The organism is Ktedonobacter robiniae (genome assembly GCF_016587375.1).
GTDB lineage: Bacteria > Chloroflexota > Ktedonobacteria > Ktedonobacterales > Ktedonobacteraceae > Ktedonobacter > Ktedonobacter robiniae.
In genome coordinates, this window is record NZ_BNJG01000001.1 from 717,478 (window position 1) to 741,485 (window position 24,008).

19 protein-coding genes and 1 pseudogene are annotated in these 24,008 nt (G+C 53.9%); 5 read left to right on the top strand and 15 right to left on the bottom strand.

Going from position 1 to position 24,008, the window contains the following annotated elements; translation table 11 throughout:
* Positions 1-403 precede the first annotated feature (403 nt).
* Positions 404-2,131, top strand: coding sequence for an alkaline phosphatase D family protein (locus JMJ04_RS02870; protein ID WP_201369056.1), 1,728 nt, complete (start codon positions 404-406; stop codon positions 2,129-2,131).
* Between the two features lie 97 nt (positions 2,132-2,228).
* Here the strand turns inward: JMJ04_RS02870 and JMJ04_RS02875 are convergent, their stop codons facing one another.
* Positions 2,229-3,329, bottom strand: coding sequence for a lipocalin-like domain-containing protein (locus JMJ04_RS02875; RefSeq protein WP_201369057.1), 1,101 nt, complete (start codon positions 3,327-3,329; stop codon positions 2,229-2,231).
* Complete coding sequence (locus JMJ04_RS02880; protein WP_201369058.1) at positions 3,329-5,662, bottom strand: MMPL family transporter; 2,334 nt, start codon at positions 5,660-5,662, stop codon at positions 3,329-3,331. The genes JMJ04_RS02875 and JMJ04_RS02880 overlap by 1 nt, the downstream gene beginning before the upstream one ends.
* A gap of 808 nt (positions 5,663-6,470) precedes the next feature.
* On the opposite strand from JMJ04_RS02880, the gene JMJ04_RS02885 reads away from it, so the two are divergent.
* A complete protein-coding gene (locus JMJ04_RS02885; RefSeq protein WP_201369059.1) occupies positions 6,471-7,064 on the top strand; it encodes a hypothetical protein in 594 nt (197 codons plus the stop codon).
* Between the two features lie 145 nt (positions 7,065-7,209).
* On the opposite strand, the pseudogene JMJ04_RS48565 reads toward JMJ04_RS02885, so the two are convergent.
* A pseudogene (locus JMJ04_RS48565) lies at positions 7,210-7,404 on the bottom strand (tyrosine-type recombinase/integrase); the annotation flags it as partial.
* Positions 7,405-7,633: 229 nt separating this feature from the next.
* On the opposite strand from JMJ04_RS48565, the gene smpB reads away from it, so the two are divergent.
* Both smpB and JMJ04_RS02900 read left to right on the top strand, forming a co-directional pair.
* Positions 7,634-8,128, top strand: coding sequence for an SsrA-binding protein SmpB (smpB, locus tag JMJ04_RS02895; protein WP_201369060.1), 495 nt, complete (start codon positions 7,634-7,636; stop codon positions 8,126-8,128).
* Positions 8,129-8,167: 39 nt separating this feature from the next.
* Positions 8,168-8,536, top strand: coding sequence for a VOC family protein (locus JMJ04_RS02900; protein ID WP_201369061.1), 369 nt, complete (start codon positions 8,168-8,170; stop codon positions 8,534-8,536).
* A 76-nt stretch (positions 8,537-8,612) separates the two neighbouring features.
* Here the strand turns inward: JMJ04_RS02900 and JMJ04_RS02905 are convergent, their stop codons facing one another.
* On the bottom strand, positions 8,613-8,768 hold the full coding sequence (locus tag JMJ04_RS02905; protein WP_201369062.1) for a hypothetical protein: 156 nt from the start codon (positions 8,766-8,768) through the stop codon (positions 8,613-8,615).
* 712 nt (positions 8,769-9,480) lie between these two features.
* On the opposite strand from JMJ04_RS02905, the gene JMJ04_RS02910 reads away from it, so the two are divergent.
* Positions 9,481-12,123 (top strand): protein kinase domain-containing protein, encoded by a 2,643-nt coding sequence (locus JMJ04_RS02910; protein WP_201369063.1) that lies wholly within the window; start codon positions 9,481-9,483, stop codon positions 12,121-12,123.
* A gap of 106 nt (positions 12,124-12,229) precedes the next feature.
* Here JMJ04_RS02910 and JMJ04_RS02915 read toward each other — a convergent pair whose 3' ends face one another.
* From JMJ04_RS02915 to JMJ04_RS02965, 11 genes are all read right to left on the bottom strand, one after another.
* Positions 12,230-12,868 (bottom strand): GNAT family N-acetyltransferase, encoded by a 639-nt coding sequence (locus JMJ04_RS02915; RefSeq protein ID WP_201369064.1) that lies wholly within the window; start codon positions 12,866-12,868, stop codon positions 12,230-12,232.
* A gap of 186 nt (positions 12,869-13,054) precedes the next feature.
* Positions 13,055-14,038, bottom strand: a complete 984-nt coding sequence (locus tag JMJ04_RS02920; protein ID WP_201369065.1) for a GNAT family N-acetyltransferase — start codon at positions 14,036-14,038, stop codon at positions 13,055-13,057.
* Positions 14,039-14,111: 73 nt separating this feature from the next.
* Positions 14,112-15,095 carry a GNAT family N-acetyltransferase gene (locus JMJ04_RS02925; protein WP_201369066.1) on the bottom strand — a complete coding sequence of 328 codons (984 nt, stop codon included), beginning with the start codon at positions 15,093-15,095 and terminating at the stop codon, positions 14,112-14,114.
* 27 nt (positions 15,096-15,122) lie between these two features.
* Positions 15,123-16,136, bottom strand: coding sequence for a GNAT family N-acetyltransferase (locus tag JMJ04_RS02930; RefSeq protein WP_201369067.1), 1,014 nt, complete (start codon positions 16,134-16,136; stop codon positions 15,123-15,125).
* A gap of 92 nt (positions 16,137-16,228) precedes the next feature.
* Positions 16,229-17,053 (bottom strand): ABC transporter permease, encoded by an 825-nt coding sequence (locus JMJ04_RS02935; protein WP_201369068.1) that lies wholly within the window; start codon positions 17,051-17,053, stop codon positions 16,229-16,231.
* A gap of 21 nt (positions 17,054-17,074) precedes the next feature.
* On the bottom strand, positions 17,075-18,028 hold the full coding sequence (locus JMJ04_RS02940; RefSeq protein WP_201369069.1) for an ABC transporter ATP-binding protein: 954 nt from the start codon (positions 18,026-18,028) through the stop codon (positions 17,075-17,077).
* Between the two features lie 205 nt (positions 18,029-18,233).
* Positions 18,234-18,455: a hypothetical protein gene (locus JMJ04_RS02945; RefSeq protein WP_201369070.1), complete on the bottom strand. Its 222-nt coding sequence runs from the start codon at positions 18,453-18,455 to the stop codon at positions 18,234-18,236.
* 198 nt (positions 18,456-18,653) lie between these two features.
* Positions 18,654-19,019 (bottom strand): hypothetical protein, encoded by a 366-nt coding sequence (locus JMJ04_RS02950; protein WP_201369071.1) that lies wholly within the window; start codon positions 19,017-19,019, stop codon positions 18,654-18,656.
* A gap of 131 nt (positions 19,020-19,150) precedes the next feature.
* A complete protein-coding gene (locus JMJ04_RS02955; protein WP_201369072.1) occupies positions 19,151-21,619 on the bottom strand; it encodes a transglutaminase TgpA family protein in 2,469 nt (822 codons plus the stop codon).
* A gap of 5 nt (positions 21,620-21,624) precedes the next feature.
* Positions 21,625-22,839, bottom strand: coding sequence for a DUF58 domain-containing protein (locus JMJ04_RS02960; protein WP_201369073.1), 1,215 nt, complete (start codon positions 22,837-22,839; stop codon positions 21,625-21,627).
* Positions 22,840-22,842: 3 nt separating this feature from the next.
* Positions 22,843-23,814 (bottom strand): AAA family ATPase, encoded by a 972-nt coding sequence (locus JMJ04_RS02965; protein WP_201369074.1) that lies wholly within the window; start codon positions 23,812-23,814, stop codon positions 22,843-22,845.
* Between the last annotated feature and the right edge of the window lie 194 nt (positions 23,815-24,008).

The following is a 24,008-nucleotide window of genomic DNA, read 5'->3' on the forward strand; positions in this document are numbered from 1 at the left end:
CGTACGCAGGCATACTCCTCATGCCTGCGTATATGGCGCTTATGGGCGATTCCCCTTGTAAAGCCATTCCAGCCTTCATCCAAGTATAGCAGGACCGGCTTCTTTTCCCTTCCCTGACAGAGATCTTTTTATGAAAGAGTCTTCATTCTATCCAGCTTTAGCGCGATTTTCCGCGAAGTCGCTGAATACTTTGTCAGAAAGAACGGCTCAAAGGGGCCAAAACTACCAGTTATATACCAGATTGCACCACAGTACACCATATACGTCCAAGATATTTCACCACTGTCTTATGTAAGAGTATGACCCTGCTTGCGCCAATAACGTAGCCAGGCGTAATATAAGCTGAAGCACATTCGAGCGCTATTTGAACATATGCTATCGATGAGAGGATGGATTACATTCTATGGCCCTTCCGCTGATTGGTCCAATCGTACGCGCCATAACGGCGAGCGAGGTCGTTATCTGGGCGGAGTTCGCGCGCCCCTGCGAGGTTATCGTTAGCGCCGCCCCCTTACATAACCTGGAGGCAGAAACGGTCCAGGTCACCGCTAGCACACTCCTGGCAGGCGGACATGCCTATCTCTCCGCGCGCCTGAGCGGCCTGCAACCCTCAACCTGGTATACCTACGCCTTACATGTAGAGGATGAGGCTGATGACGGTAATGCTACGCAGCCCGCTCTCTGGCAAGGATTTCGTACCTTTGCGGCGCCTGGAGAGGCAAACAAACAGCCGCTACGGGTGGCATATGGCTCCTGTCGCAAGCTTGACCAACCCGAGAAGGATACGCTCGCCGCCTTTGGCCGCTGGCTTAGAGAACATAGCGAGCAGCGCGAGCAGGAATGGCCCCACCTGCTGCTAATGATCGGCGACCAGATCTATGCGGATCAGCCATCACCCAGCCTGGTGGCGCGTCAGCCCGAACTGGCCCAGGGAGCCTCGCGCTTCGAGGAGTTCGCCCTGCTCTATCAGCATGCCTGGTCCTCGCACGAGGATGTACGCCAGGCCCTGGCGGCACTGCCAACATTCATGCTTTTCGATGACCACGAGATTACCAACAACTGGAACGCGGAGCCTAACTGGCAAGAAGAGGCCCTACGCCAGGGGCAAGAGCAGACGATTGTGGATGGGCTGGTCGCCTACTGGCTCTACCAGGGCTGGGGCAATCTGCTACCCGGCGCTAAGCTGACACACCCACTCCTGGATGTGACACAGGCCGCGCTTCAGAGTGGCAGTGATTGCCTGGATGATCTACGAGCCTGCGTACGTACCGCGCTCACCAGCGCCACAACTCTGCCCTGGCACTACACCGTTGCCACGCAGCCCGCGATCTTTGTCACCAACACGCGCACGGAGCGGACCGCGCAGCTCACCTCGTCTGATGAAGCACTCTACGCGCCCACCGCCATCATGGGCGAACAACAGATGGGCGAGCTTCAACAGTGGTTGGCGAGCAATCCCTCACCAGTAACGCTCCTGGTCTCCTCAGTTCCCCTGCTCCTTCCCCCGCTCATTGGTATGATTGAATATCTCTCCGGCCTACGTCCCTGGCATACTCAATCAGGCTTGCTCAAACGCATAGGAAATTGGTTCGCACATCGGCAACTGACAGTAGCGCGCAAGGCCAGCTTCGATCACTGGCCGCTCTACGCCCGCAGTTGGCAACGTCTGCTCCAACTCCTTGAGCAAGATCCAGGCACCGCCCTGGTGCTTTCAGGAGATGTGCATTTCTCATACGGGGTCTCAGCGCAGGCCAACTCGGCGAGAACACCACGCATCTACCAGTTTGTGTGTACGCCCTTGCAGAACGCGCTTGCACCCTCGGACCGGCGCAAGATCGAATGGCAGTCAATGATCAGCGGCATGCACTATGGTGGGCTACGCACGCGTATGCTGCCCCTGCGGAACGAGGGCACATCGGGAGCAATCAAGCGCGACATCCTCTACCAGGATGCCCTGGCCATCCTGACCCTCCAGCCAGAGACCAGCGGCGGCTACAAACTGACCCACGACTATCTCGGCCTCAGTGAGGATGGATTGACAAGAATCGCCTCCCTGGAGCTACCCATGATCAAAACAAACCTGTCTCCTGCCACAAACCAGGAAGAGACGCCAGCAAGTCTCAAACTGTAGGATCCATGCTGGCATGAACTGCGAGCGAAGCGACCTCTCTGCACCTTGGTGTCGGACTGCGGGCCAGGCGAGTCCATGCCAGCATGGACCCTACAGCTTATTTTGTGTAGCCGGTTAGTTCGACGTAGCCTTGACCAGAGAGGGATTGGCCGTTCTGCTGGCCCTGGATATCGACGGCGCCCTCCCAGTAAACGTTGCCGGTCGACTTGGTAACGACAAGTTCCTGGTCCTTGAGCTGAGGCGTGAGCGTCAGGTCAACCTTGAGGCGAGGGTCGTTGATGGAGACGCGCCAGCCAGAGGGATAGTTGATCCCCGTGTGCGGGCTGAGCCAGTGGTCCAGCACCTTGTTCTGTACGGCATTCTGGGGAATGACGATGCTCTGCCCCTTGTCGTCAGTATAGCCCACATAGGTCGAGATGGCCTTCCCCGTGGCATCGCGAATAAAGTAGATCATGATGTCCCCACCGTTGCTGAGCTGGATACTATACCAATCCCAGCCGCCGCTACCGAGGGTCAGGAAGTTGCCCCACTGGTGATCCATCCAGGCCTGACCATTGACCTGTACTGGCTGGCCGTGGTCAAGCAGCGTGCCGCTGACCTGCATACGCGTGCGCGAGTAGTAGTATGAGTAGCCCGCCAGGCCATAGGTGATCAGGCCCTTGCCATCGTGCAGAGTGGGTGCCTTGACGCCGTTGAGATCCAGCTTGATAGCATAGTCCTTCATCGAGGCCTCCAGGTGATCGTGCCCATTAAGGCCCTGGATACGCCAGTCGCCAATCCCCACGTTAATGCCCGCTTGCTTTGAGTTGTCCAACGGCAGCATGACATTGCGCTGATCATAAGCGAACTGACCTCGCGTGATATCACTAATGGCGAAATGCGAGGCGAAGAGCGGAGGCAAATCGCTGCGCGTGACCTGGAAGATCACGAACTCAAAGCCATAGCTATGACCATCCTGCCCATTGAAGTGGCCGGTATAGTACCACCACTCGGTCAGATTGTTATGCGATCCCTCGTCCTGGGGAAACTGCACCGGCGGCAAGGGCTTCTGCTCCCCAACCGGCACATAGGCCGGCAACTGGGCATTGGTCGAAACCATGCCGGGAAAGGTACAGGAGGAGAGCGCCAGCATCAGTCCCAGCAACCCGGAGAGCAGAACAAGCTTCCAGGCACGGCGTCCTTGAATAATCCTCTGCATTAGAGCTTCCCTCCTACGTTGATATCCTGCGCGTCCTTACTCTCGCTATGCCCATTGAGCGAGAGCGCCGCCGCGTCCTCGTCCAGCATATATTTATCGAGGGTGGGAGGCTTGCGCTGCACCCCCTTGAAGGGGAGCCACCAGTTCCAATCGCCCAGCAGGCGCATGGTCGAGGGGACGAGCAGGCCGCGTACGAAGGTCGCGTCCAGGAAGACCGCCAGGGCCATACCCACACCCAGGGCCTTGACCAGGATCACATCGGCCGTGGCAAAGCAGGCGCTCACCACGATCACGATTACCGCTGCGCTGGTAATGATACCTCCGCTGCGCTGTAAGCCCAGGGCCACCGAGCGTGTGTTATCGCCCGTCTGCCAGAAGGTCTCCTGGATGCGCGAGAGCAGGAAAACCTCGTAGTCCATCGAGAGGCCAAAGAGCGTACAGAAGAGCAGAATGGGGCTCGATGCCTCCACAAAGCCCAGGGGCGAGAAATTTAAGAACTGGTGCAAAAAGCCATCCTGGAAGATGATCACCAGCGCGCCGTAGCTAGCCAGGATCGAGAGCGTATTCATCAGAGTGGCCTTGAGCGGCAGCACCAGCGAGCGGAAGAGCAAGAAGAGCACCAGGTAAGTAATAGCGAAGATAATCAATACGGCCTTGGGGAAGTCAGTATAGAGCGTCGTGACATAGTCGTAGTCCGCAGCCGAGCCGCCATCCACCAGGACATGGATGCCATTCCCTGGATTAGTATTGCGAATCGTGACCACCAGTTCCTGCGAGCGCACATCGTTCATCTCATACTTGCTCACTACCTGCATCAGCATCGTATTCCCCGAGACGGTCGACTTGAGCAACGTGCCCAGGTAGGGGTCGGTCACCAGTTTGGGATTATGATACAGCAATTCATACTGATCCAGGGTAAAGCGCGGATCGGCGCTCACAATGCTATCCACGCGCTGTACACGTGGATCGGCCTCAATGCGCTTGGTATACGCGTAGAGGTTGCGAATATTCTGGTCACTCAGCACATCGCCCTTCGTCTGCACCGCCAGGATAATCGGCGTCGTCTCGCGCAGGTTGAAGCGCTGCTGCAACATATCATACGCCTCGCGCGAGGGGACATAAGGAGGCAGGATCGAGGCATCGGGGGCTGAGAAGCGCACTCCCAGGAAAGGGAGACCAAACGCCACCAGCAGACACAGCACACTCACAAAAATACGCACCGGGTAGCGCATCACAAACTGCGACAGGCGATACCAGAAGCCATGATGGTCAGCCATAGATTCCTGTACTACCTGCCTGCGTCGCCACAGGCGTGGAACACGTACCGGGAAGGCATTGATGCGCGTGCCGAGAATTGAGAGCAGCGCCGGGAGCAACGTCAGGGCCGCCGCGACTGCCAGCAGCACCACGAGCATGCCACCCAGACCCACCGAGCGCAACATGTTGATGCGGAAGAAGGTCAGGCCAAAGAGGCCAATGGAGACTGTCAGGCCAGAGAAGGCCACGGCGCGGCCTGCGGTCGCAATCGTGAGAACCGTAGCTTCATTCACACCTCGTCCACGCGCCAGCTCCTCGCGGAAGCGGCTGACGATAAAGAGCGAGTAATCGACGCCCAGGCCCAGGCCGAAGAGAGTGGTAATATTAAGTACAAAGATGGAGAGATCGGTCACCTGCCCCAGACCAAAGAGCATGGCTAGAGTCACAACCACGGCGAAGCCACCGACCAGGCCAGGGAGAATCGCCGCCACCACGGAACGGAAAACGAGCAGCAGAGCAATGATCGCGAAGGGAAAGGCCAGCAACTCGGCGCGCCGTAGATCGTTCTCGCTCACCTGCTGAATATCTTCATAGAAGACCGCGCCGCCACCAACGCGATACGTCATGCCATCCACATGACGCAGGCGCTGCTCTAATTGCGGCAGAATCTTGGGCGCGGTATCGGCATCGGTCTTCAGTTCCACATTGACATAGGCCGCATGGCGATCCTGCGAGATCTGGCGCGGATTATCCGTATAGCTGACCACGCCCCCCACCATCGACCAGTTCCGCACCTGGGCCAGCGATTGCTCAACTTTCTGTGTAAAAATGGGATCTTCGACGCGATACTGTTTACTATCATAAATAACCTGGACGGTCGTCAGGTTCAGATGCAGCTTACTCGTTAAAAGATCAATCGCCTTTTGCGACTCCGCATTGGGATCAAAGAAGCCGCCGGAGCGCAGAACCGAACTGGCGCGCGGAGCGAACGGCAAGGCCAGCAGCCCAGCCAGCAGCCACATCCCGACGATCCACCAGCGATAGCGGGTCGCCAGCTTACCAATAGCATAGAACATACCAAGTACCTCTTGTACCTCAAGATCTTATGTGGAAACCAATGTCAGGTCGCCATGCCCTCGAATGGGGGTGACTAGCGCTTGTCCCCGAATGGGAGCGAAGCGCTCAGGTTTCCTAATAGGAAGACTCATGTAAACGCGAAAGAGAAACCCTCCTACCAGCCCATCGCCACCCTCGGCTTTTTGACGCCTATCCCCCAATAAAAGGGTAGCAAAAACTAATCTAAAATAGTATACCGCCTATGCGTATCCCTGAGACAAGTGGTAAAGATCAGCAATTCCCATCCATATAAGTCCTACTAAGACCAGGAAAATATATTGTATAAGGTGTCAATCAAAATCAGAGCTCTATAAAAAGCCTATAGCGTTGCATAGCAAGCCATTTAAAGGCCTTATCTCATAGCGTTAAATTGCATAAAATAACCGATATCGGACCATGCCAAATATCAGTTAAGGTATCAATTTTCCACAAAGATCCGGACGAAGAACAAAGGGGGGACTGACAACAGCTCTGGCACAACATTGGTGAAGGATGAGCTTACAACCATGGCTATGCTAGAGCATATGAGGATGCGCTGGCGAAGGGTCGTAATGTTCTGATGAGATTCCAATAGTTGAAGCATTTTTATGGAACAGTAAGATTATTTAAGAGACATCTTCGTCTGTCAAAGTAAGCTTCTCCCATGAGGCAATGCGCCGAAATGAAGGCGCAAACGGCTCCCAAAAAATGTGCCAATGGCAATCACAAGCTGCATTTTAACTGATTTATCTAAGCGTCAAGTAGGACTGGGAAGAGAAGGAAAGTGCAATGGTTTCTGCATCCAAGAAAAAAAGCATATTTCTCATTATTTTAAGCCCCATCATCTCAATGTTGTTTTTGTTAAGTACGACATCTACTGTGTTCGCCTTTTCGAGGCAGGCGATAGTCTCCATGACCCCCAAAGAAGCAAATTCGCCCATAATAGAGCCCAGCAATGGAATAGGTAGTGACGATGGGTACTATGGAGGAGGCAATCAGCAGTACAGTGGGAATCAGGGATATAACAAGGGGCACATTCAAGACAATCTGAGCAACAGCGGAGACAATTACGGAAATGAGTTGCGCAACCAGGGGCGTACGAGTGGCACCCAGGTGAATACACAAGGGAGCAATCTGTCTAATCAAGGAAACGGCAATGGGTACTATGGAGGAGACAATCAGCAGTACAGCGAGAATCAGGGGCATAACTGGGGATACATTCAAGACAACTCCAGCAACAGCGGAAACAACTATGGAAATGGAATGAAAAATCAGGGGGATACGATTGGAACTCAGGTTAATACACAAGTGAGCACCCAGGTAGAAGTGCAAGTATATGCGCCAGTAAATGTACAAGTAAATAATAGCTTTCATGATCGATAGCGCATCGTACAATTTTTTATCGAGAGGCCCTAAAAATAACCGATACCGAACCAAGCCAGGTATCGGTTTAGGGGTCTATTCGACTTTGCTATTTCTCTTCTCCAAAGAGATGGTCGATTTCTTCAGCCGCTTCTTTATGCATGTCTCATGTTGCATGTCCATACGTACCATCCGTCATATCGAGACTTGCATGACCCGACATTTCCATCCTCACCACTGGATCAATCTTCAATTGTCGCAGGATACGGGAAGCATTATGACGCAATGCATGAAACTTCATATGTTCCAGTCCAGCAGACTCAAGCAGCCTATCAAAGAATACACGAACACTAGCAGGAGTGGAAGTATAATGGCGCCTATGATATCATAACCCTATCCTATTTTCAGGTCTTTGCACGCGCCAGGGGCGGGAACGCGGCAGGGAGAAGCTTTTGCCATTTCCCCGTTCGGCGTATCGCAGAGACCTCCTGTGGCCTACTCACACGTGTAAAAGAGTGGAGAAACCACAGTGTTCCTGCTTGCTTGTTAGCAGGCAGTGTGACGACCTGTGTTGAGGAGGAAGAAGACGCATGGCGAAAGCAAGCACAACCAAACAAAAAGAAGAGGCTCAGCAGGAGAACTCCAAGGTCGTATCGGTCAACCGGCAGGCATACCATGACTATACCGTTGAGAGCACGATTGAGGCGGGCATCTCGCTGGTGGGAACCGAGATCAAGTCGATTCGCGATGGCAAGGTCAACCTACGCGGCTCCTACGCCATCATCCGCAATGGCGAGGTCTGGCTAGAGAACGCCCATATCGCAGTCTACGAGCATGGTAACCGCTACAACCATGAGCCGCTACGCAAGCGCAAGCTTCTGCTGCATAAACGCGAGATCGAGCAGTTGGGTCAGCGCGTGGCGACAAAGGGCCTGACCCTGGTCCCGCTCAAGCTCTATATGAAACGTGGGCGCGCCAAGCTCGAGCTGGGACTCTGTAAAGGTAAGAAATTGTTCGACAAGCGCCAGAGCATCGCTGAGCGCGACGTCAGGCGTGATATTGAGCGTATCGTCCGGGGTCGCTAACGCTTTTCCAGCATCCCTTAGAAAAAAAGGATAACCTGTATGCGTATTGAAGGATTGCATCATGCTCAGATAACAATTCCCAAGGGAGCCGAGGAGGAGGCACGCAAGTTCTACTGCGATATACTGGGCCTGCCCGAGATTGGGAAGCCAGAGTCGCTTCAGGGGCGCGGCGGCTTCTGGCTCCAGGTGGGAGATCGACAGGTTCACGTCGGCACCGAGGATGGCGTGGACCGCAAAGCCAGCAAGGCACACCTGGCCTACCAGGTCGAAGATGTCGCGGCCTGGCAAGCTCACCTGCAAGAGTGTGGAATTAAAGTGCTGGAATCCGTGCCCATCCCTGGCTTCGCGCGCTTTGAGGCCCGCGACCCCTTCGGCAACCGCTTCGAGATGATTGAGCCTCAAGGGTAATAAAGATGTGTCGATGGCGCGGCTCCCCCGCGCCATCGACACATCTTTATTACCCTTGAGGCAATGGGTGCCAGGTCTAACGGGCTTTGCGGTAGGTGTAGAGAGTGAAAAGGGCAATCGCGCACCCCACTACGATAAAGAGCACACCTACGATAAGCATCACCATAAGCCAGGCGCGCTCGCCACCAGTATTGCTTGTGGCCATCAGGGCCGGCGTCGCGGAAACCAGCATAGTATCAAAACCTCTCCAGGAAGAAACAGCCTTCACATTATCATATTACTACTCTTTATGACGCAGACGCAAACGAGAGCCTTATTAGTATATGCAAAACAAGGGACGGCTACCTCACTTAGTCAGACTGTAAGATCAGCCGCGTATTGTCAAAATGGCGCACACGCAAATCGCTAGCAGGCACAGAGTACAGGTCTTCATCCCTCCAACAAAAGTGGCTGCTCTCCAGGTTGGAGAGCAGTCAATTCACCGAGAAGCGCTGCACTCCATTGCATCCCCGTTATACCACAAGCCAAAAAACAGCCTTACAAGAGAAAGCATTTTCCCTCTTTAACAGTGGATCCGCATTTTATGCAATTTTATCTCTAAAAATTAAGAACAGTTTAAGCCGCTTAGTGCACACTCAAGACACCAATAACCCTATGGTCTATAAAAAATACGTATTTTTACATAGGTATTTTTTCTCTTAGATAGACATTTCTGTATCTTTTATGCATACTTTTATCAATTAAACGTTTTTTTCGCTAACAAGCCATAGCCACCACCTATTTTATGCGCAGGCTTATAGGGAGGGTAACAAAAGGAAAGCTAGGAGCCTTCTGTGTACTGGTACCTGCAACTCTATGCACCTCCTTTTCCTATGAGATCTTTCGGCTTTATATGATTGGCCTACACGCTTTCTTCATACAGAGAGCGGATTTAGGAGGAAGTTATGCGTTGTCCACGCTGCACCTTTACTGGAAATGACCAGAATGGCACCTGTCCACGTTGTGGATATCATCAGGAATCAACCTCTTCAGGTAATAGGCAACTTCGATCTATCCATATGAAACCGGCACCCCCGATAGAATCGGGTGAATTTACTTTGATGCGTGGTGATGTACTGCACAAAGGACGTTATCGCTTGATAGAAGAGGTCGTCCTCCCCAAGAATCAACAAGGGGTCGCGTGGTCTGCAACTGATACGCATTCCGCACGAAACCGTGTCCTCCTCTATCGAATGGCATTCCCCGATAAAACAGAGGCAGAGGCGTGGCAAGCCATCAAGGCCATTGTGCTCCGTTTGACACAGTTATCTCAATATCCAGGTTTCCCAACTATTGTTGAGGTATTCAATGAATACAAATCCTATTATATCGTTCTACCCTATCCCACAGGAGAAAGCCTTGCGTCTCTGATGCAACGGCAGGGTGGAGCACTACCGGAACGCGATGTTGCGGAATATGGACTACAAGTGTGCCAAATGTTAGAGATTTTCGCCAGCCAGCGGCCGCCAGTAGTACATGGTGCCATCAGTCCAGAGACGGTTATTGTCAACCCATCGACACATCAGGTATCCCTTATTTTTATCCCCTTGTTTCCACTAAAACCGCTTACTAAGGACAGTATCTCATCAGGTTACACAGCTCCAGAGCAGGTACGAGGCGATATCAAGCCATCATCAGACCTTTACTCACTTGCCGCGACATTACACCATGCGGTTACAGGTTTTGATCCCAGGGAACGCTTGATCCATTTTTATCCTCCCGCCCGCCGCCTGAACCCTGTAGTCACCTTGGGGATGGAAGCTGCGCTTTCCAAAGGATTGCGCCTCTCAGTCCCTCAACGCTACGCAACCCCCTCTGAAATGTTACAGGATCTTAAAAACCTGATTGCATCCTACCCCCCCGTTTCAGAGCTTCCTCAGTTTAACAGGCCTTTTCCACTTGAGGGCAAACCTTCGCCACGAGTAAGTCGACGCAATATCGTGTTCGCCGTATTAGGGATATGCGCTGTTCTTACCCTTCTCCTTACACTTCTGCTACCCATCCTTAATAGCGCCAACCAAACAGCACAAATGAAAAGCGCCCAGCAGGCAGCCTGGCGCGATGAGATGGCATTAGAGCAGCAAACGTTCACAAAGCAAGGAATCGGCATCAGTGATGGTCGCTTCGTCTTTGACACATATCCAGGTCGCAGTGATGTTGCGTTAAAACAGCAAGCAGCCCAGGCGCTACAGCACAATGACCTGGCGAACGCAATTAACTTCTTCTCTCAGGCGGTTTCAGCAGATCCAACCGATGGGGAGGCCCAGATCTATAACGAAAATCTACACGTACTCCAGAGTAATTCGCCCTATGTCACAATTGTGCTCGGCATCGCGTTTGATGAGAGCGCTGACGACTTACTACGGGCCAGGCCCGACACGCAAGGTGCCTTTATTGCCCAGTACGAGATCAACAAACAGGGATTGCTTGGTCATGGACTGAAATTGCGCATTCTGCTTGATAGTTGTGGAGCACACCGGGCGGATGTAGCGACGGTGGCACAATTTGTTGCGAACCGCGTTAGTAAGGCTGGGAATCCAGACCACATCGTTAGTGTAGAAGGCTGGCCCTTTAGCTCCCAGACCATCAACGCGCTTGACATTATTACTTCCGCACATTTACCGATAATATCGCCTGCCTCCAGTGTAAAACTGAGTGGTAGCAGTCCCTATTTCTTCCGCGTGGATCCTCCTGATGACATAGAAGGGAACCTACTGGCTAAAACGGCAGCACAACAATTGCATGCCAAAACAATCCTCGTTTCACGCGACTCTACCGACCCCTATAGTGTGTCATTAGCCGATGCATTTAGTGCCAGCGCAACAAAACTTGGCATACAGGTAATTAACAGCTCAGGCGACTATTTCAAGGAATCGACATCAACTGTCACTGATTTTCAGAAGGTAATCACCGATGCTCAGACTCATGAAGCCAATCTTATTTTCATTGCGGGATACAGCATTGATGGGATACGCCTGGCACATGCCCTCGGTAATGCGATAAGAATTGCCCCAAACAACACAGCCCTTGCCAATCTCAATATTCTAGGTGGTGATGGAGTCGATACGAACCTCGTTCTAGGACAAGGAAATGGGCCGGATGCCCAGATCGCCACAGAGTTTCCACAAGACATGCGGCACCTGATCTTTACGGCTTATTGCGCTCCAGACGAATGGGATCTTCAGGGTATTCCCAAGAAAGAGCAACCAGCCTTCTTCAGCGATTGGAACAATTTCTATAGCAGTTCGGGAGTCGCAAACAATAACGCTCCCCCACCTGGAAATGATTCGATGCTCGCGACTGATGCTATTCAGGTTATTGCCAGAGCCATCTCGCTGATCCATGGAGAGGTAACAGGCCAGGCCACCCGTGATGCTCTAGCCTCCCTGGGAAAGGGTACAACTCCGGCATTTCAGGGCGTAAGTGGACGCATTCTGTTCGATAATCGAGGGAACCCAATTGATAAAGCAATGGTTGTCTTACAAGTCGCTTCAAGCAACAATCGTAATGCCATCCAATTGCAGCATGTCATCGGTACATTCCGCTAATAACGCAACACGACATAAGCGCATAGCGTAGCCCGACCAGCGTGACAGCGCTCTAGCCAGTACATATGAAATTGGTACTGGCTAGAGCGCTAGACTATCTATAGCGTTAGCAGACGACCTCTTCCCGCAACATGGCATTAGTCATTGCTGGACGAAGTACCCGCTGGTAGACCTCATACTGCTGCGCGACATGAGAATCTGCGCGCCCAGCAACGACGCGGCTCGCCAGGGCTTGCGAGGCATCTACGTAGAGATCCATCGTCAGCGGCCCCTCCTGCTCTGGCTCTTGCAAGGACTGGAGCAGGGTATCATCGCGCTCCAGCGAGACGCGCCAGAAGTGCTCAGACGCTGTATAGCCCTCACGTTCTAGAAGCTGTTTCGCCAGCCTGTTCTGGCTATGTACTGTAGCACACAACGCCACCTGCTCTCCGGTCGAGAAGCTATAAGTCAATTCACGCGCACGCTGCTCAACCATGCGCAGCAGCAAGGTTCCAATACCGCGCCCCCTGTACGCGGGATGCACCACCAGGGCGAACATGAGTCCCGCCTGCTCCTCCTCACGCTGCACATCGGCATACGCGACCACACACCCCTGGGTAGTAACAATCACCCAGGCATCCTGCGCCAGGTAAAAACCTTCTCGCTGCCATCTACGTTGTACGTCTTCCTCAGTCATCACTACTAAGTTCATATCCTTACGTTTACTTATGCTCCACAACTCGGCTACCGCCTGTATATCTGTCATCCTGGGACATCTTGCCGCCAGTTTATGTAGACGTACAATCATTGTTTTCTCCATCCGTCAGCGAGGATGCGTTTGGCTTCCACCAAACCTATGCGCTACCATATATTATTTTCGAGAGCTGCAATGGAGAAAGAGTCAGGCAGAGAGCGGCTGACATGCGGGCCTCTAATAATAAGACCAGTTGCCTTAGACCGCCAGTGTCTGTGTTCTTAGCTCCTTCCCTGCCCGTAGTTCCTTCTCGTACTGCGCGGATTGCCGTGTGACATGCATGCCCGCGCGTGCATATAATTTTGTGGCCCCCGTCAGGCTCTGCCCATCGACGTAGAGGCTGGCATGCTGAATGCCTCGGCGGTAAAACTCGCCAAAGGCCTGCTGCAAGAGCGCCAAGGCCAATCCCTTGCGCCGCCAGGAGCGCCGCACCCCCAGGGTATTCACCCAGCCCTCACCGTGCTCGTGGCGACAGAGAGCCATAGCGACAATATCCCCACCAGCCTTCACCAGGAAATAGAGTGATGGATCAAGTTCGTCAAACGCGATATTGAAGTGCCGCCACTCCTCGTAGTCGCGCGGCATAAAGCCCCAGTGATCCTGGAAAAACTCCATCTCCGCGTTGAAGATGGCGCGCTCCATCCCCGGCTCAAACGTCTCCAGGCGCACATCCTCGGGCCAGATTGCCACACCGGGTTGCGCATCCAGCGTGATCCCCATGCGCAACATATTACGAATGACCTGGAAGCCGTGGCGCTCAAACACCTGGCAGATGGCTGTTCGCTTCACGCTGGTGCCAACACCTAGCATCACACGCAGACCTGGTTCAGCATGCGCCATCAAGGCAAGGCTGCGCTCTTCGGCCCAGGTCAGCAGATAGTCAGCGATACCTGACGTATATAGTGCCGGATCGATAAAGAGATTTGGCTCGAACTGTATATGCAAGACATGATAGAGCACAACAGCGCCAATCATGCGCCCCTGGTCATCTAACAGCGCCAGGCTATTCTGCTCCAGGTCCAGTCCTGGCATGGTCATAAAGCGAATGGCGTCGCCCTCAGTGAGCTCCGCCTTCCCTTCGGTGGCAAGCTCCTCTAAATTACAGAGCCGTGTCACCTCGGCCGCATCCTCCACCCTCAGAGGGCGCGCACGGTATTCGTGCGGCAATTGCTGTATACTCATCTATCTATATAGTTCCTTTCTAATGTCATGCCCATCCACACCTCCTACCCAGCAAAGCCCCGTTGTAGAGCCATCAGGCCAGTTCTTCGGTACCGGGTTCGATGCCGGGGCGTAGTTCCTTCCGATAGGTCAGGAACTCACGTACAGCATGCATACCGGCGCGCTCATAGACGCGTAGCGCTCCAGTCAGGCTGCTAGCATCCACGCCGAGGAGGACATTGTGAATGCCCCGCTGATAGAAGGCGTTGAAGGCCTCATGCAAGAGCGCCTGGGCAATGCCCTTACGCCGCCAGGGACGCCGCACTCCAAGCACATGCACCCAGCCCTCGTTCTCGTCCTCTTTGGCACAGAAAACGAAACCGGCGATCTCCTCGCCATCCATAGCCAGGAACCAGAGCGTAGGATCATACCTACGTGGATTAAAGGCATGGTGGGACCACTCCTCGAAAGTGTCCTGGACAAAACCCCAGTGGTCACGAAAAGCCTCGTTGTCCGCCTCAAAGACGGCGCGCTCCATGCCTGGCTGCATGTTCTGCACACGAATATCCGCAGGCCAGATTGGTTGCTGAAGTGGCTCAGCAAGTTCAATCTTCATGTTATAAAAACGCCGGACAGCCTGGTACCCATGCCGCTCCAGTAGGCGCTGGCGCGAGGTGGAACGCACATCACAGCCGTTGCGTAATGTAACGCGCAGGCCCTCGGGCGCCTGGGCAATATACTCCCTGGCTCGCGTCTCAGCCCACTCTAGCATGGCGTCCGCGAGGCCGCTCTCACGATAGTCGGCACGCGTCTCCAGGTTCATAAAGATATGCACATACTGCTGTTGATCCACCAGGGCATAACTTACGAGTTCACCCGTTGTAGTAAGAGCAACGCGCGTATCTCTCTGCAAATCAATACCAGGCGCCTCAAAATCATGTGTAAAGTCTTCTTCTGTCCGCTCAGGATCGATACCCAGCTCTCTATCGCGTGCCGCAAACAGGGCCACTAGAGCCTTGACATCATCCAGGCTCGCGGGCCGCACAGTTACGCTTGCTGGCAATGTAGATACATCCATGCTTCCCTCTTTTCCTCATCACTAAAACTATGCCTGGTCGAGCGAGAGGGTGCGCATGTCGCGACCGGGACGCAGCACCTTCTCGAAGTTTGCGAAGCGACGTTCAACGTGCATACCCGCACGTTCATAGAGCTGGGTCGCGCCAGTAAGGCTCTGCGCGTCCACGCCCAGGCGAATGATTCGAGTGCCACGCTGGTAGAACTCGCCAAAGGCGTGATGCAAGAGCGCCAGGCCCAATCCCTTGCGCCTCCAGGCTCGCCGCACTCCCAGGGTATGTACCCAGCCCCCTTGTTGGCCTTCGTTGACACAGCGGGCGTAAGCAGCGACCTGATCGCCGTCCATAGCCAGGAAGAAGAGCGAGAAGTCGAAGTCTTCACTCAGATAGTGCTCCCGCCATTCTTCGTAAATGCCTGGGATAGATCCCCAATGATCGCTAAAAGCCTCTTCATGAGCTTCGAAGAATGCGCGTGTCAGGGTCTCATCTCCCGGAAGTGCTACATCCTGTAGCTCTTTGAAGGTGTACAGACGAATGCCTGGCGCCCACCGTGGCTGCTCTGGAGCCTGCGTGAGTTCACGCTTCATGTTCCAGAAATAGCGCACCAGTTCAAAGCCCTGGCTTTTCCAGAGTTGCTGGCGCTGCATATCCCTTTGATGCGCCCAGGTGCCAAGCAGGACCTGCGCATCCTCAGGTGCCAGCGCGATATGCTCCTGCGCGCGCTCCTCCACCCAACGCATCAGTGTCAGTTCCACCTGGCCGCGATAGGCGGGATATACATCCAGTTCCAGATCAATCTTCATATGCCGTTTGTGGCGTGTATCCACACGAGCAATGATCTCATCATCCTCCGTGACAACCACCCGGGCACTCTCCTCAGGCTTATGCGACGAGAGGCTCCAGACATGGCGCAGAAAATCTACTGAGGTATCAGGCTCTCCCAGGTACTCAATCTCGTTACTGTTCGCCAGGCGCACCACCTGCTCCACGTCGGCGAGGGTTGCGGGGCGCATGTGTAGGCCCTCTGGTAAGCTCGCGTCAGACATTATGTCTCTCCTTCATCCATGTAGAGTCCATGCAAGCATGGACCCTACAGGCTGGGCAGAGTCCATGCTTGCATGGACTCTGCATCTCGTGTTTAGCCGTTACGTTTCAGGCGACCGGTGCGCTTGGCGTAGCGCTCGGCCATGCGGAAGATAGTCATCCCCAGAGGGATGCTGACCACGCTCATGATGATCAAGGGCCAGGTATAGCTCCAGATCTCAGGCGACCAGATAGGCTTGTTGGTTAACAGGGCCGCGCGCAGGCCATTGAGCACGTAGGTCGCGGGCGAGAGCCAGGAGAAGGGCTGCATCCAGGCTGGTAGAACGCTGACCGGGTAGTAGACGCCCGATACCAATAGGATGATGGCGCGCACGATGAAGGACATCTGCATGCCTTTCTCGGTGTACAGGAGCGGCAGGACTGAGGTCGCGATACCGAAGCCAATGAACGAGACGCTACCCAGCAGGAGCATGAAGATCGCCGTCAGGTAGTTCGCCTGGCTGAGATCCAGGTGGAAAAACAGAACCACCACAAACAACTGCAGGCCTGTGAAGAGCAGGCCGTGCACGATGGCGTACCAACAGCTCCCAATCATGTGCGTGAAACGCGAGATAGGTGCCATAAAGGTATGCTCGATGGTGCCTTCCCAGCGCTCGATGTTGATGACGTCTGTTACGCCATCAAAGGTCACGCTCAAATAGGTCCACACCGAGGTACCGATCAGCAGGTACAAGATCATATAGTTGACCTGGGCGGGTTTCAGGTCTGGCGTAGCGCGGGCGATAAACGTAATGCTCAAGGCATTGACCACGTTATAACAGAGCCAGACTATCTCCCAGGCCCAATAGCGCTTGGTCAGGTTCCAGTTGCGCTCAAAGAAGGCATAGGCGGCACGCCCCTGATGTATCAAAGAAGCCATGTATATTTTTCCCTTTTTTAACTACTCTTCTTCTTCGCGCTCGGCTTCGAGGGCCTCGAAGGCCTTCTCCCAGCTGCCATAGCGCTTGATATCTTCTGCTGTGATTGGGCGCGTCGCCGTGTAGTGCATGAAGACTTCGTTCATCGTGGCGGGCTCCTCGCGACCCATCAGACGTCCAACCTCGCGCTTGAGGTCCTCGGTCTTGCCCAGGGCCATCATGCGCCCCTGGTCGATGATCGCCACGCGGTCACAGAGGGCCTCGGCCTCATCCATGTCGTGCGTCGTGATCAGGATTGTCGCGTCATGCTTGTCGCGCAACTCGTTAACAAAGTTCTGCACGTCGATCTTTGAGCGCGGGTCCAGGCCCGTTGTAGGCTCGTCCAGCAGCAGGACGATGGGCGAGGTCAAAAAGGCGCGTGCGATGGCAACCTTCTGCTGCATGCCACGTGACATATTCTCCAGGGGCGCATCAATACGATCCGGCTTGATACCCAGGCGCGTCAGGATGCTCTTGATTTTGCTCCGCGCCTCGTCGCCAGGCATGTTGTAGAGGCGTGCTGCGTACAGGAGATTCTCCATTGGCGAGAGCTTCTTGAAGAACGATGCCTCCACGCTCACCCGGTTGATCAGACGCTGGATCATGCGCTCGTCCTTAATGACGTCGTAGCCAAAGACACGGATCTGTCCCTCGTCCGGCAGCAGGAGCGTCGAGATCATACGGATGAGTGTCGACTTACCCGAGCCATTGGCTCCCAGAATGCCGACGATCTCACGCCGCTTTATAACCAGGCTGACATTATCTACAGCTCGCACCTCGGTGCTTTTCTCTGGCTTCTCTTCGCTCTTCTTCAAAAATTTGCCTAAGAATGGGCGCGGCTTTGTGAATATCTTTGAAACTCCGTCGATCACGACTGCATCCTGGGTAAAATCCAGTTCAATGTCGTCGAACAGAGAATTTTTCATAGTAACGGTCAAGTAAGTACTCCTTCCAGATAGCATATTCAGGCAATAACATGTATAAAACCTACAAGAGAGACATCCACCACAAGACAACATCCACGCGTCACTTGCGCATAAGGCCTCCTCCATTGGCAAATAAGAAAGGAAAATACAACAAAAAACCGTGGGAACTGGATTTGCGTCTTAGCCAGTTGCCCACGGTTGAGGTTTTTTTACGTACTCACCTGTCTCTCTCGACAGGTGGTCCTCCACCCGAAATGGGCACACCGCTCCCCTGGGCCACCAGGAAAATGTCTGCCTGGAATGCGCCGATTCCAACACCCGGAGCGCAGAAGGCGAAGCAAGCAGCAGGCAACGCATAGCCATCAGAGCGCACAAAGCCACGAGGGCGCACAAGCGCAGCATGGCCTGTGAAACGCAGAAGCGTATGCTCTGTCATCATTGCCTACTCCTTTCCAAGAGTGTTTTTTACTAAAGCGATAGAGATAGAAGGTAAGTGCGCGTCTATCGCGCTCCCCACCGTTGGTAAGTATACGAGACCTTCCTGAGCTTTGTCAAGGGCAAAAAAGCGAAAAAATATGGACGTGTGTGGCGCGAGCAGAATGCCCGCGCCACACACGTCCATAGCTTATATCCCTGTTTATTTAGCCAGGGAGGCAAGCAGTTCTTGCAATTTTCCCTGCTGGATCATCTGAATAAAGCGGGTGTGCTTCTGAATGGCCTCCTCAATCGTCTCGCTGCTGGACTCAGCAGTCACGAGGCGGATGAGGGTCAGATAGCCCCCCTGCTGGGGATAGATGGCCGTGACATAATCTCGTTTCAGGCGCTGATCATTAAACGTGGCCACAACATAGCGTTTGCCGTTGGGCGCTATCGCGACGTGACGCGCCACATCTAGCGTCTGGAAACGCACCGGGGCCGCGCCAGCAATCTCTAACGTCTGCTGCTCATTTCCCGCGATAGGAATAAGCATCTGCTCACTATTTTCCATTGTCTCCAAGGTCATTCAAACCCTCCTGCATCAAAACCCATGAGAAGATGCAGTCTGCGAGCCATATGAAACCTCTTCAATCAACAGACTGCATCTTATAGTGTATGCAAACAGCTCTACCAGGTCAAGCTAAATTGACCTATGTCTCATAGGTTGTCGTACAGCATCTTGTGTTGCTTGCGACGCTCCCGGGCCTCGCGCCAGAGGACGAGCAGGCGGCGTGGTCCCCAACGCAGGAAGTAGGGATGGCAGGCCAGGTAGAGGAAGAGCCTGGGCTGGAGCCTCTGCCAGAGCCTCCCGATCTCATTGAGGTCGCCATTGTGATTTGGATGGTCGGGACTTTCGGGCGGCGCCCAGCGCTCGCGGGTATAGATATCGCCCAGGCGATGCAACATCTCGGCCTCGTCGGGAGACGCCTGCGCCAGCTTATCCATGTACTCCGTTGGCGTGTTTGAGGGTTGCAGGCGGATACCAGCCCAGTCGGCAAGCATACAGACACGCCCATAGACCTGACTGGTCACGCTCAAATTGCGGAAGAGCTTACGCCACCAGACGCTAAAGAGGATACAGCCAAAGAGCAGTAGCAGGATCAAGCTTCCCGCGGCCACGCTCACCGAGCGCCCTACATCTGGACCGATGACAGATGCATTCGTCCCAGAACCATCAAGGGAATCGTTTGCGCCAATTTTGTGGCGTGGATCCTGGTTCTGCGGATTGTTTGGCCCATTGGGGCCACCCGGCAAGTTACCAGTTGATCCTGATCCGTTCCCGCTTGTATCCGGCAAGGGGCGGCTAAAGGTCGCGAACGACTGCGAGGGTTCAAAATTGATCCAGCCATAACCAGCGAAGTACACCTGTGTCCAGGCATGGGCATCGACGCCACGGATCACGCGCTGGTGTGTCTTCGTGTCATAGTTGCCATTGGTATATCCCACCACGACACGCGTCGGAATCCCCAAGGAACGAGCCATAACTGCCATAGCCGAGGAGAAGTAGTTACAGAAGCCCCGGTTATTGCTGCGGAACAGGAACCAGGAAACGCCCTCCTCGCGCGGTGGCTTGTTGATGTTAAGGTCATAGGCATAGTGAGCACGCAGGTATGCCTCAAGCGCCAACACCTTGTCATACATCGTCTTTTTATCCCTGGTGATATTCTGTGCCAGGATGGCAATCTGGGGATCGAGGTCCTGGGGCAACTGGGTGTACACCCTCACTATATCGGGATCATAGGCATCGGCTGAGACCTGCCCAGAAGGACTATAGGTACTTGTCGCGTCCTTTGGTATTGGAATTGTCCGTAGCGAGGCCTCGTCAGCCGAAGAGACATCGGAAGTGACGGTATAGGTATTCCCCCCGGTTATAAAACCATTCTGGTTGAGCCAGGCCGTCGTCTCGCCGGTTGTACGGCTCTGCATAAGACTCGCGGGCAAGCTCGTCGAAACAATCTGGGGCGCGCCAAAGAGGTAGGGATACTGGAGCGCGGGCTGATTGACAACCGTGATACTCTGCGTCACAGGCTTGGTCTTCAACACTGGCAGAGGATTGGTCTCTTTGGCCTTTAAGCTATGATTGGAGGTGGGGCTGATCGTCCATCCACGATCAGTATAGGTATCAAAGACCGTTGATTGCAGGTACTGCGATCCATCATCGCTTTGGACGGTAAACACAATCTCGTTGTTGAGATTAGGATTGCCACCCAGGGTAAGGGTATCACGAAAACTTCCGCGATTGGCGGCGTTCACGCCTCCATTGACGGACATAATACGGTCCCAGGTGTTTTGCAACTGCACCCAGGGGTTGGAATCAACCGTCCAGATCTGTGAGACATTCGGATCGGTATAGCCATAAGGCAATATCCAGGAGAAGATCAGGATACCAATAGAGATCAGGGCGCCAGCCTGCATAATGTCCCAGCTAAGATCTTCGGAGTAGCGCAACCCCTGGCGATTCCAGCGTTTAATGGACTCGTACAGGTTAAAGCGCAACACCAGGAGCAAGGCCGCCAGCAGAAAGATGACCAGGAAGATAATATAGCCACTCGTCGTATTACTCAGGTTGATCAGGAGGACGACAGCGTTAGCGATAATCATCAGCCAGGGGCTACGGGTCCGGTAGACCAACCACGCGCTGGTGTATGCCAGGACAAAGCCCAGCGTCACAATAAAGAAGAGGAAGATGCTATCATCATTGCCAAAGCCACCATGCAGCACTGTATTAAACCAGTCACCCAGGCTACCAGCAAAGGCGGCGAAGCTCCCATTGTGGAAGGCGCCTGCGGTCTGCCAGAAGGCCACAAAGAGACCGAAAAGCATTGCGACAACGTGTACTACGATACTGGGGAAACGATATTGCTTGGAGGCCAGTATGCCCGCGACCAGGCCAAGCAAGGTTGTCAGGGTAAGCACATTCAGGTTATCAACCCAGCCCACAGCCTGCACGCACCAGATAGTGCTATAGACGACAGCCGCCAACAAGAAGAGCGAGAGCCACCCCTCCTCCATGCTCAAGTGGAAACTGCCGGACTCGCGCGGTTTCCCTTTCTTTCTTCTGCCACGTCCATCATTGGGTGAGCGGGAGAGCACTCTAAGCATTTGGTTAACCGCAGCATCTTGCATGGTCACTACCTCCGTTGTGCGTAGCGGGCTTCCGGGCCACTTTCCAGAATAGGCTCCAGGGAGTCTTGCCTATGTACACGTAAAACAGGAATGCCAGCGCCTTCTAACAAGGCTAAACTATCTTCGTCAGCAGGTCCCTCCTCGAAGGAGGCCGCGTCCAGACCAATCACGGCGACCTGTACGCCACGCCGTTGTAACTGCTGAGCACCCGTATGCCAATCGCGCGCATTCGAGGGCGTAATGATAATGGCAGCGGTGTTGCGCCCCAGGTGAAATGCATCGAGCGCCAGGGCTTCTTTTAAGTCCGGGCCAGAGCCTGAGCGCACTACCGCGAGGAGTTCCAGCACGCGCTCTATCTGTCGGTCTCCACGGTCCATAGACAGCGTCTCACGCTTTTCGCCATTGACGATCAGGCCAAGCGAGAGATCCTGGCGTAGGAGGTACACTGAGATGGTCGCGGCAATGGTAACCGCGTATTCTTCGGTTGAGATCTCGTCCTCGCCGGTCTGTACAGCTTCATTCAGATCCAGGAAGATCCAGACATCTACCGCGGGATCTAGATCAAACTCCTTAACCATCAACTTATTGTAGTGCGCGCTTGAGCGCCAGTGGATACGGCTCAGAGCATCGCCCGCGACATACTCGCGAATCGTCGTCGCGTTGGTTGTCGTTTGCAGAGCGCGCCGGGAACTCTTCCCACGACCCGGAAGACCACCCGAGAAGAGCGCGAAGCTCGTAATAGGCAGGACACGCGGCAGCACCAGGAGTTCATGCGAGGGCGCCAGGGAGACATGTCTGCGAAAAAGGCCAAAGGGATCGCCACTAATCGCGTTCACCGGTCCCAACTGGAAACGCCCGCGTTGCCAACACGATGTACGCACACGCCACATCGCGCGCTTGCGTCCCCCCATACTGGCGACATAGCCAGCGCGATGTCCAGGTAGATCGGAGCCATCAACAATTTGCACCCAGAGTTTAGGCAAGACGCTCAAATTATCAAGCATCAGGCGCTCCTCAAAGGCTTCACCTACCTGTACGCGTCCACTGGTACTTGAACGGCGGAAGATGAGCTTACGCACACTATAGCGCGCCCACAACCACGAGAGCACAAAAAGTACCAGTAAGACATAGGTTAACACATAGAGATCATGCCAACCGCTGCTAACAGCGAAGAAGGCTAACAACACAATGAGAAGGAGAGCTTGCCAGGGACGTAGCATACACTAGCGCCCCCTTCCACCACCGACCCAGGCATTGGGAACCGGTACACTCTGCAAGATCTCATCAAGTACAACAGAAGAGGTAACTGAACGCACACGAGCCGCCGGAGTCACGATAATACGATGCGCCAGTGTGGGTTTGGCAAGCAACTTGATATCATCTGGAATGACGTAGCCGCGACCGCGCATGGCTGCGAGGGCCTGCGAGGCACGGAAGAGGGCCAGCGAACCACGGGGACTGACGCCCAGGTAGATATTGGGATGGCTACGCGTCGCGCCCGCCAGGCTCACAATATATTCACGAATAGACTGATCAACATGTATGGTTCTTACCTGTTGCTGAATAGTCACCAACTCCTCGGCAGTCATGATCTGTGTCAGGTCATCCAGGGGATGATGATGCTGGTGAGTATCAAGGATATTGACTTCATCGGCAGGCTGTGGATAGCCCAGTTTGATATTCATCATAAAGCGATCCAACTGGGCCTCTGGCAAAGGAAAGGTACCTTCATACTCAATAGGGTTCTGCGTCGCCATCACCATAAAGGGTCTGGGGAGCTGGTACGAGACGCCATCCATCGTAACCTGGGTCTCCTCCATCGCCTCCAGCAGAGCGGACTGGGTCTTGGGCGTCGCACGGTTAACCTCATCTGCGAGCACGATCTGAGCCATAATTGGTCCCGGGCGAAACTCAAAATTCCCCGTTTTCTGATTGTAGATCGAGACACCCGTCACATCACTGGGAAGCAGATCAGGCGTAAACTGAATACGCTTAAATGAACATCCAATAGAACGCGCAATAGCCTTCGTCAGCACCGTTTTTCCCACGCCCGGCACGTCTTCAATCAACACATGCCCCTGGCAGATGACCGCGATCAGGCTAAACCCTACAGACTCAGCTTTACCAACAATGACACGCTCAACGTTAGCAACCACGCGCTGGACCGCCGTTGCCAGATCCTGTACAGACTGCATATTTTTTACCTCAGTGAGGGAACTAAGAGAGGTCAGTATATAGAACAGATTTTACCATGATTCTTACCGCAATGTCCTCTTCTTATACCAATGCCTGAACACAAAAACATGTTTCTAAGCATTTTGAAAGATTTGAAATAAAATTAAACGCGCCAATGCTCCTTGCACTTCTTACCAACTGACCTCTTTTGATC

Excerpts from the sequence above, each read along its gene's own strand:
- JMJ04_RS02870 (WP_201369056.1), top strand. The coding sequence starts at position 404 with ATGGCCCTTCCGCTGATTGGTCCAATCGTACGCGCCATAACGGCGAGC.
- JMJ04_RS02925 (WP_201369066.1), bottom strand. The coding sequence starts at position 15,095 with ATGGATGTATCTACATTGCCAGCAAGCGTAACTGTGCGGCCCGCGAGC.
- JMJ04_RS02945 (WP_201369070.1), bottom strand. The coding sequence starts at position 18,455 with ATGATGACAGAGCATACGCTTCTGCGTTTCACAGGCCATGCTGCGCTT.
- JMJ04_RS02930 (WP_201369067.1), bottom strand. The coding sequence starts at position 16,136 with ATGTCTGACGCGAGCTTACCAGAGGGCCTACACATGCGCCCCGCAACC.
- JMJ04_RS02955 (WP_201369072.1), bottom strand. The coding sequence starts at position 21,619 with ATGCAAGATGCTGCGGTTAACCAAATGCTTAGAGTGCTCTCCCGCTCA.
- JMJ04_RS02960 (WP_201369073.1), bottom strand. The coding sequence starts at position 22,839 with ATGCTACGTCCCTGGCAAGCTCTCCTTCTCATTGTGTTGTTAGCCTTC.
- JMJ04_RS02950 (WP_201369071.1), bottom strand. The coding sequence starts at position 19,019 with ATGACCTTGGAGACAATGGAAAATAGTGAGCAGATGCTTATTCCTATC.
- JMJ04_RS02875 (WP_201369057.1), bottom strand. The coding sequence starts at position 3,329 with ATGCAGAGGATTATTCAAGGACGCCGTGCCTGGAAGCTTGTTCTGCTC.
- JMJ04_RS02935 (WP_201369068.1), bottom strand. The coding sequence starts at position 17,053 with ATGGCTTCTTTGATACATCAGGGGCGTGCCGCCTATGCCTTCTTTGAG.
- JMJ04_RS02965 (WP_201369074.1), bottom strand. The coding sequence starts at position 23,814 with ATGCAGTCTGTACAGGATCTGGCAACGGCGGTCCAGCGCGTGGTTGCT.
- smpB (WP_201369060.1), top strand. The coding sequence starts at position 7,634 with ATGGCGAAAGCAAGCACAACCAAACAAAAAGAAGAGGCTCAGCAGGAG.
- JMJ04_RS02880 (WP_201369058.1), bottom strand. The coding sequence starts at position 5,662 with ATGTTCTATGCTATTGGTAAGCTGGCGACCCGCTATCGCTGGTGGATC.
- JMJ04_RS02915 (WP_201369064.1), bottom strand. The coding sequence starts at position 12,868 with ATGACAGATATACAGGCGGTAGCCGAGTTGTGGAGCATAAGTAAACGT.
- JMJ04_RS02920 (WP_201369065.1), bottom strand. The coding sequence starts at position 14,038 with ATGAGTATACAGCAATTGCCGCACGAATACCGTGCGCGCCCTCTGAGG.
- JMJ04_RS02885 (WP_201369059.1), top strand. The coding sequence starts at position 6,471 with ATGGTTTCTGCATCCAAGAAAAAAAGCATATTTCTCATTATTTTAAGC.
- JMJ04_RS02905 (WP_201369062.1), bottom strand. The coding sequence starts at position 8,768 with ATGCTGGTTTCCGCGACGCCGGCCCTGATGGCCACAAGCAATACTGGT.
- JMJ04_RS02900 (WP_201369061.1), top strand. The coding sequence starts at position 8,168 with ATGCGTATTGAAGGATTGCATCATGCTCAGATAACAATTCCCAAGGGA.
- JMJ04_RS02910 (WP_201369063.1), top strand. The coding sequence starts at position 9,481 with ATGCGTTGTCCACGCTGCACCTTTACTGGAAATGACCAGAATGGCACC.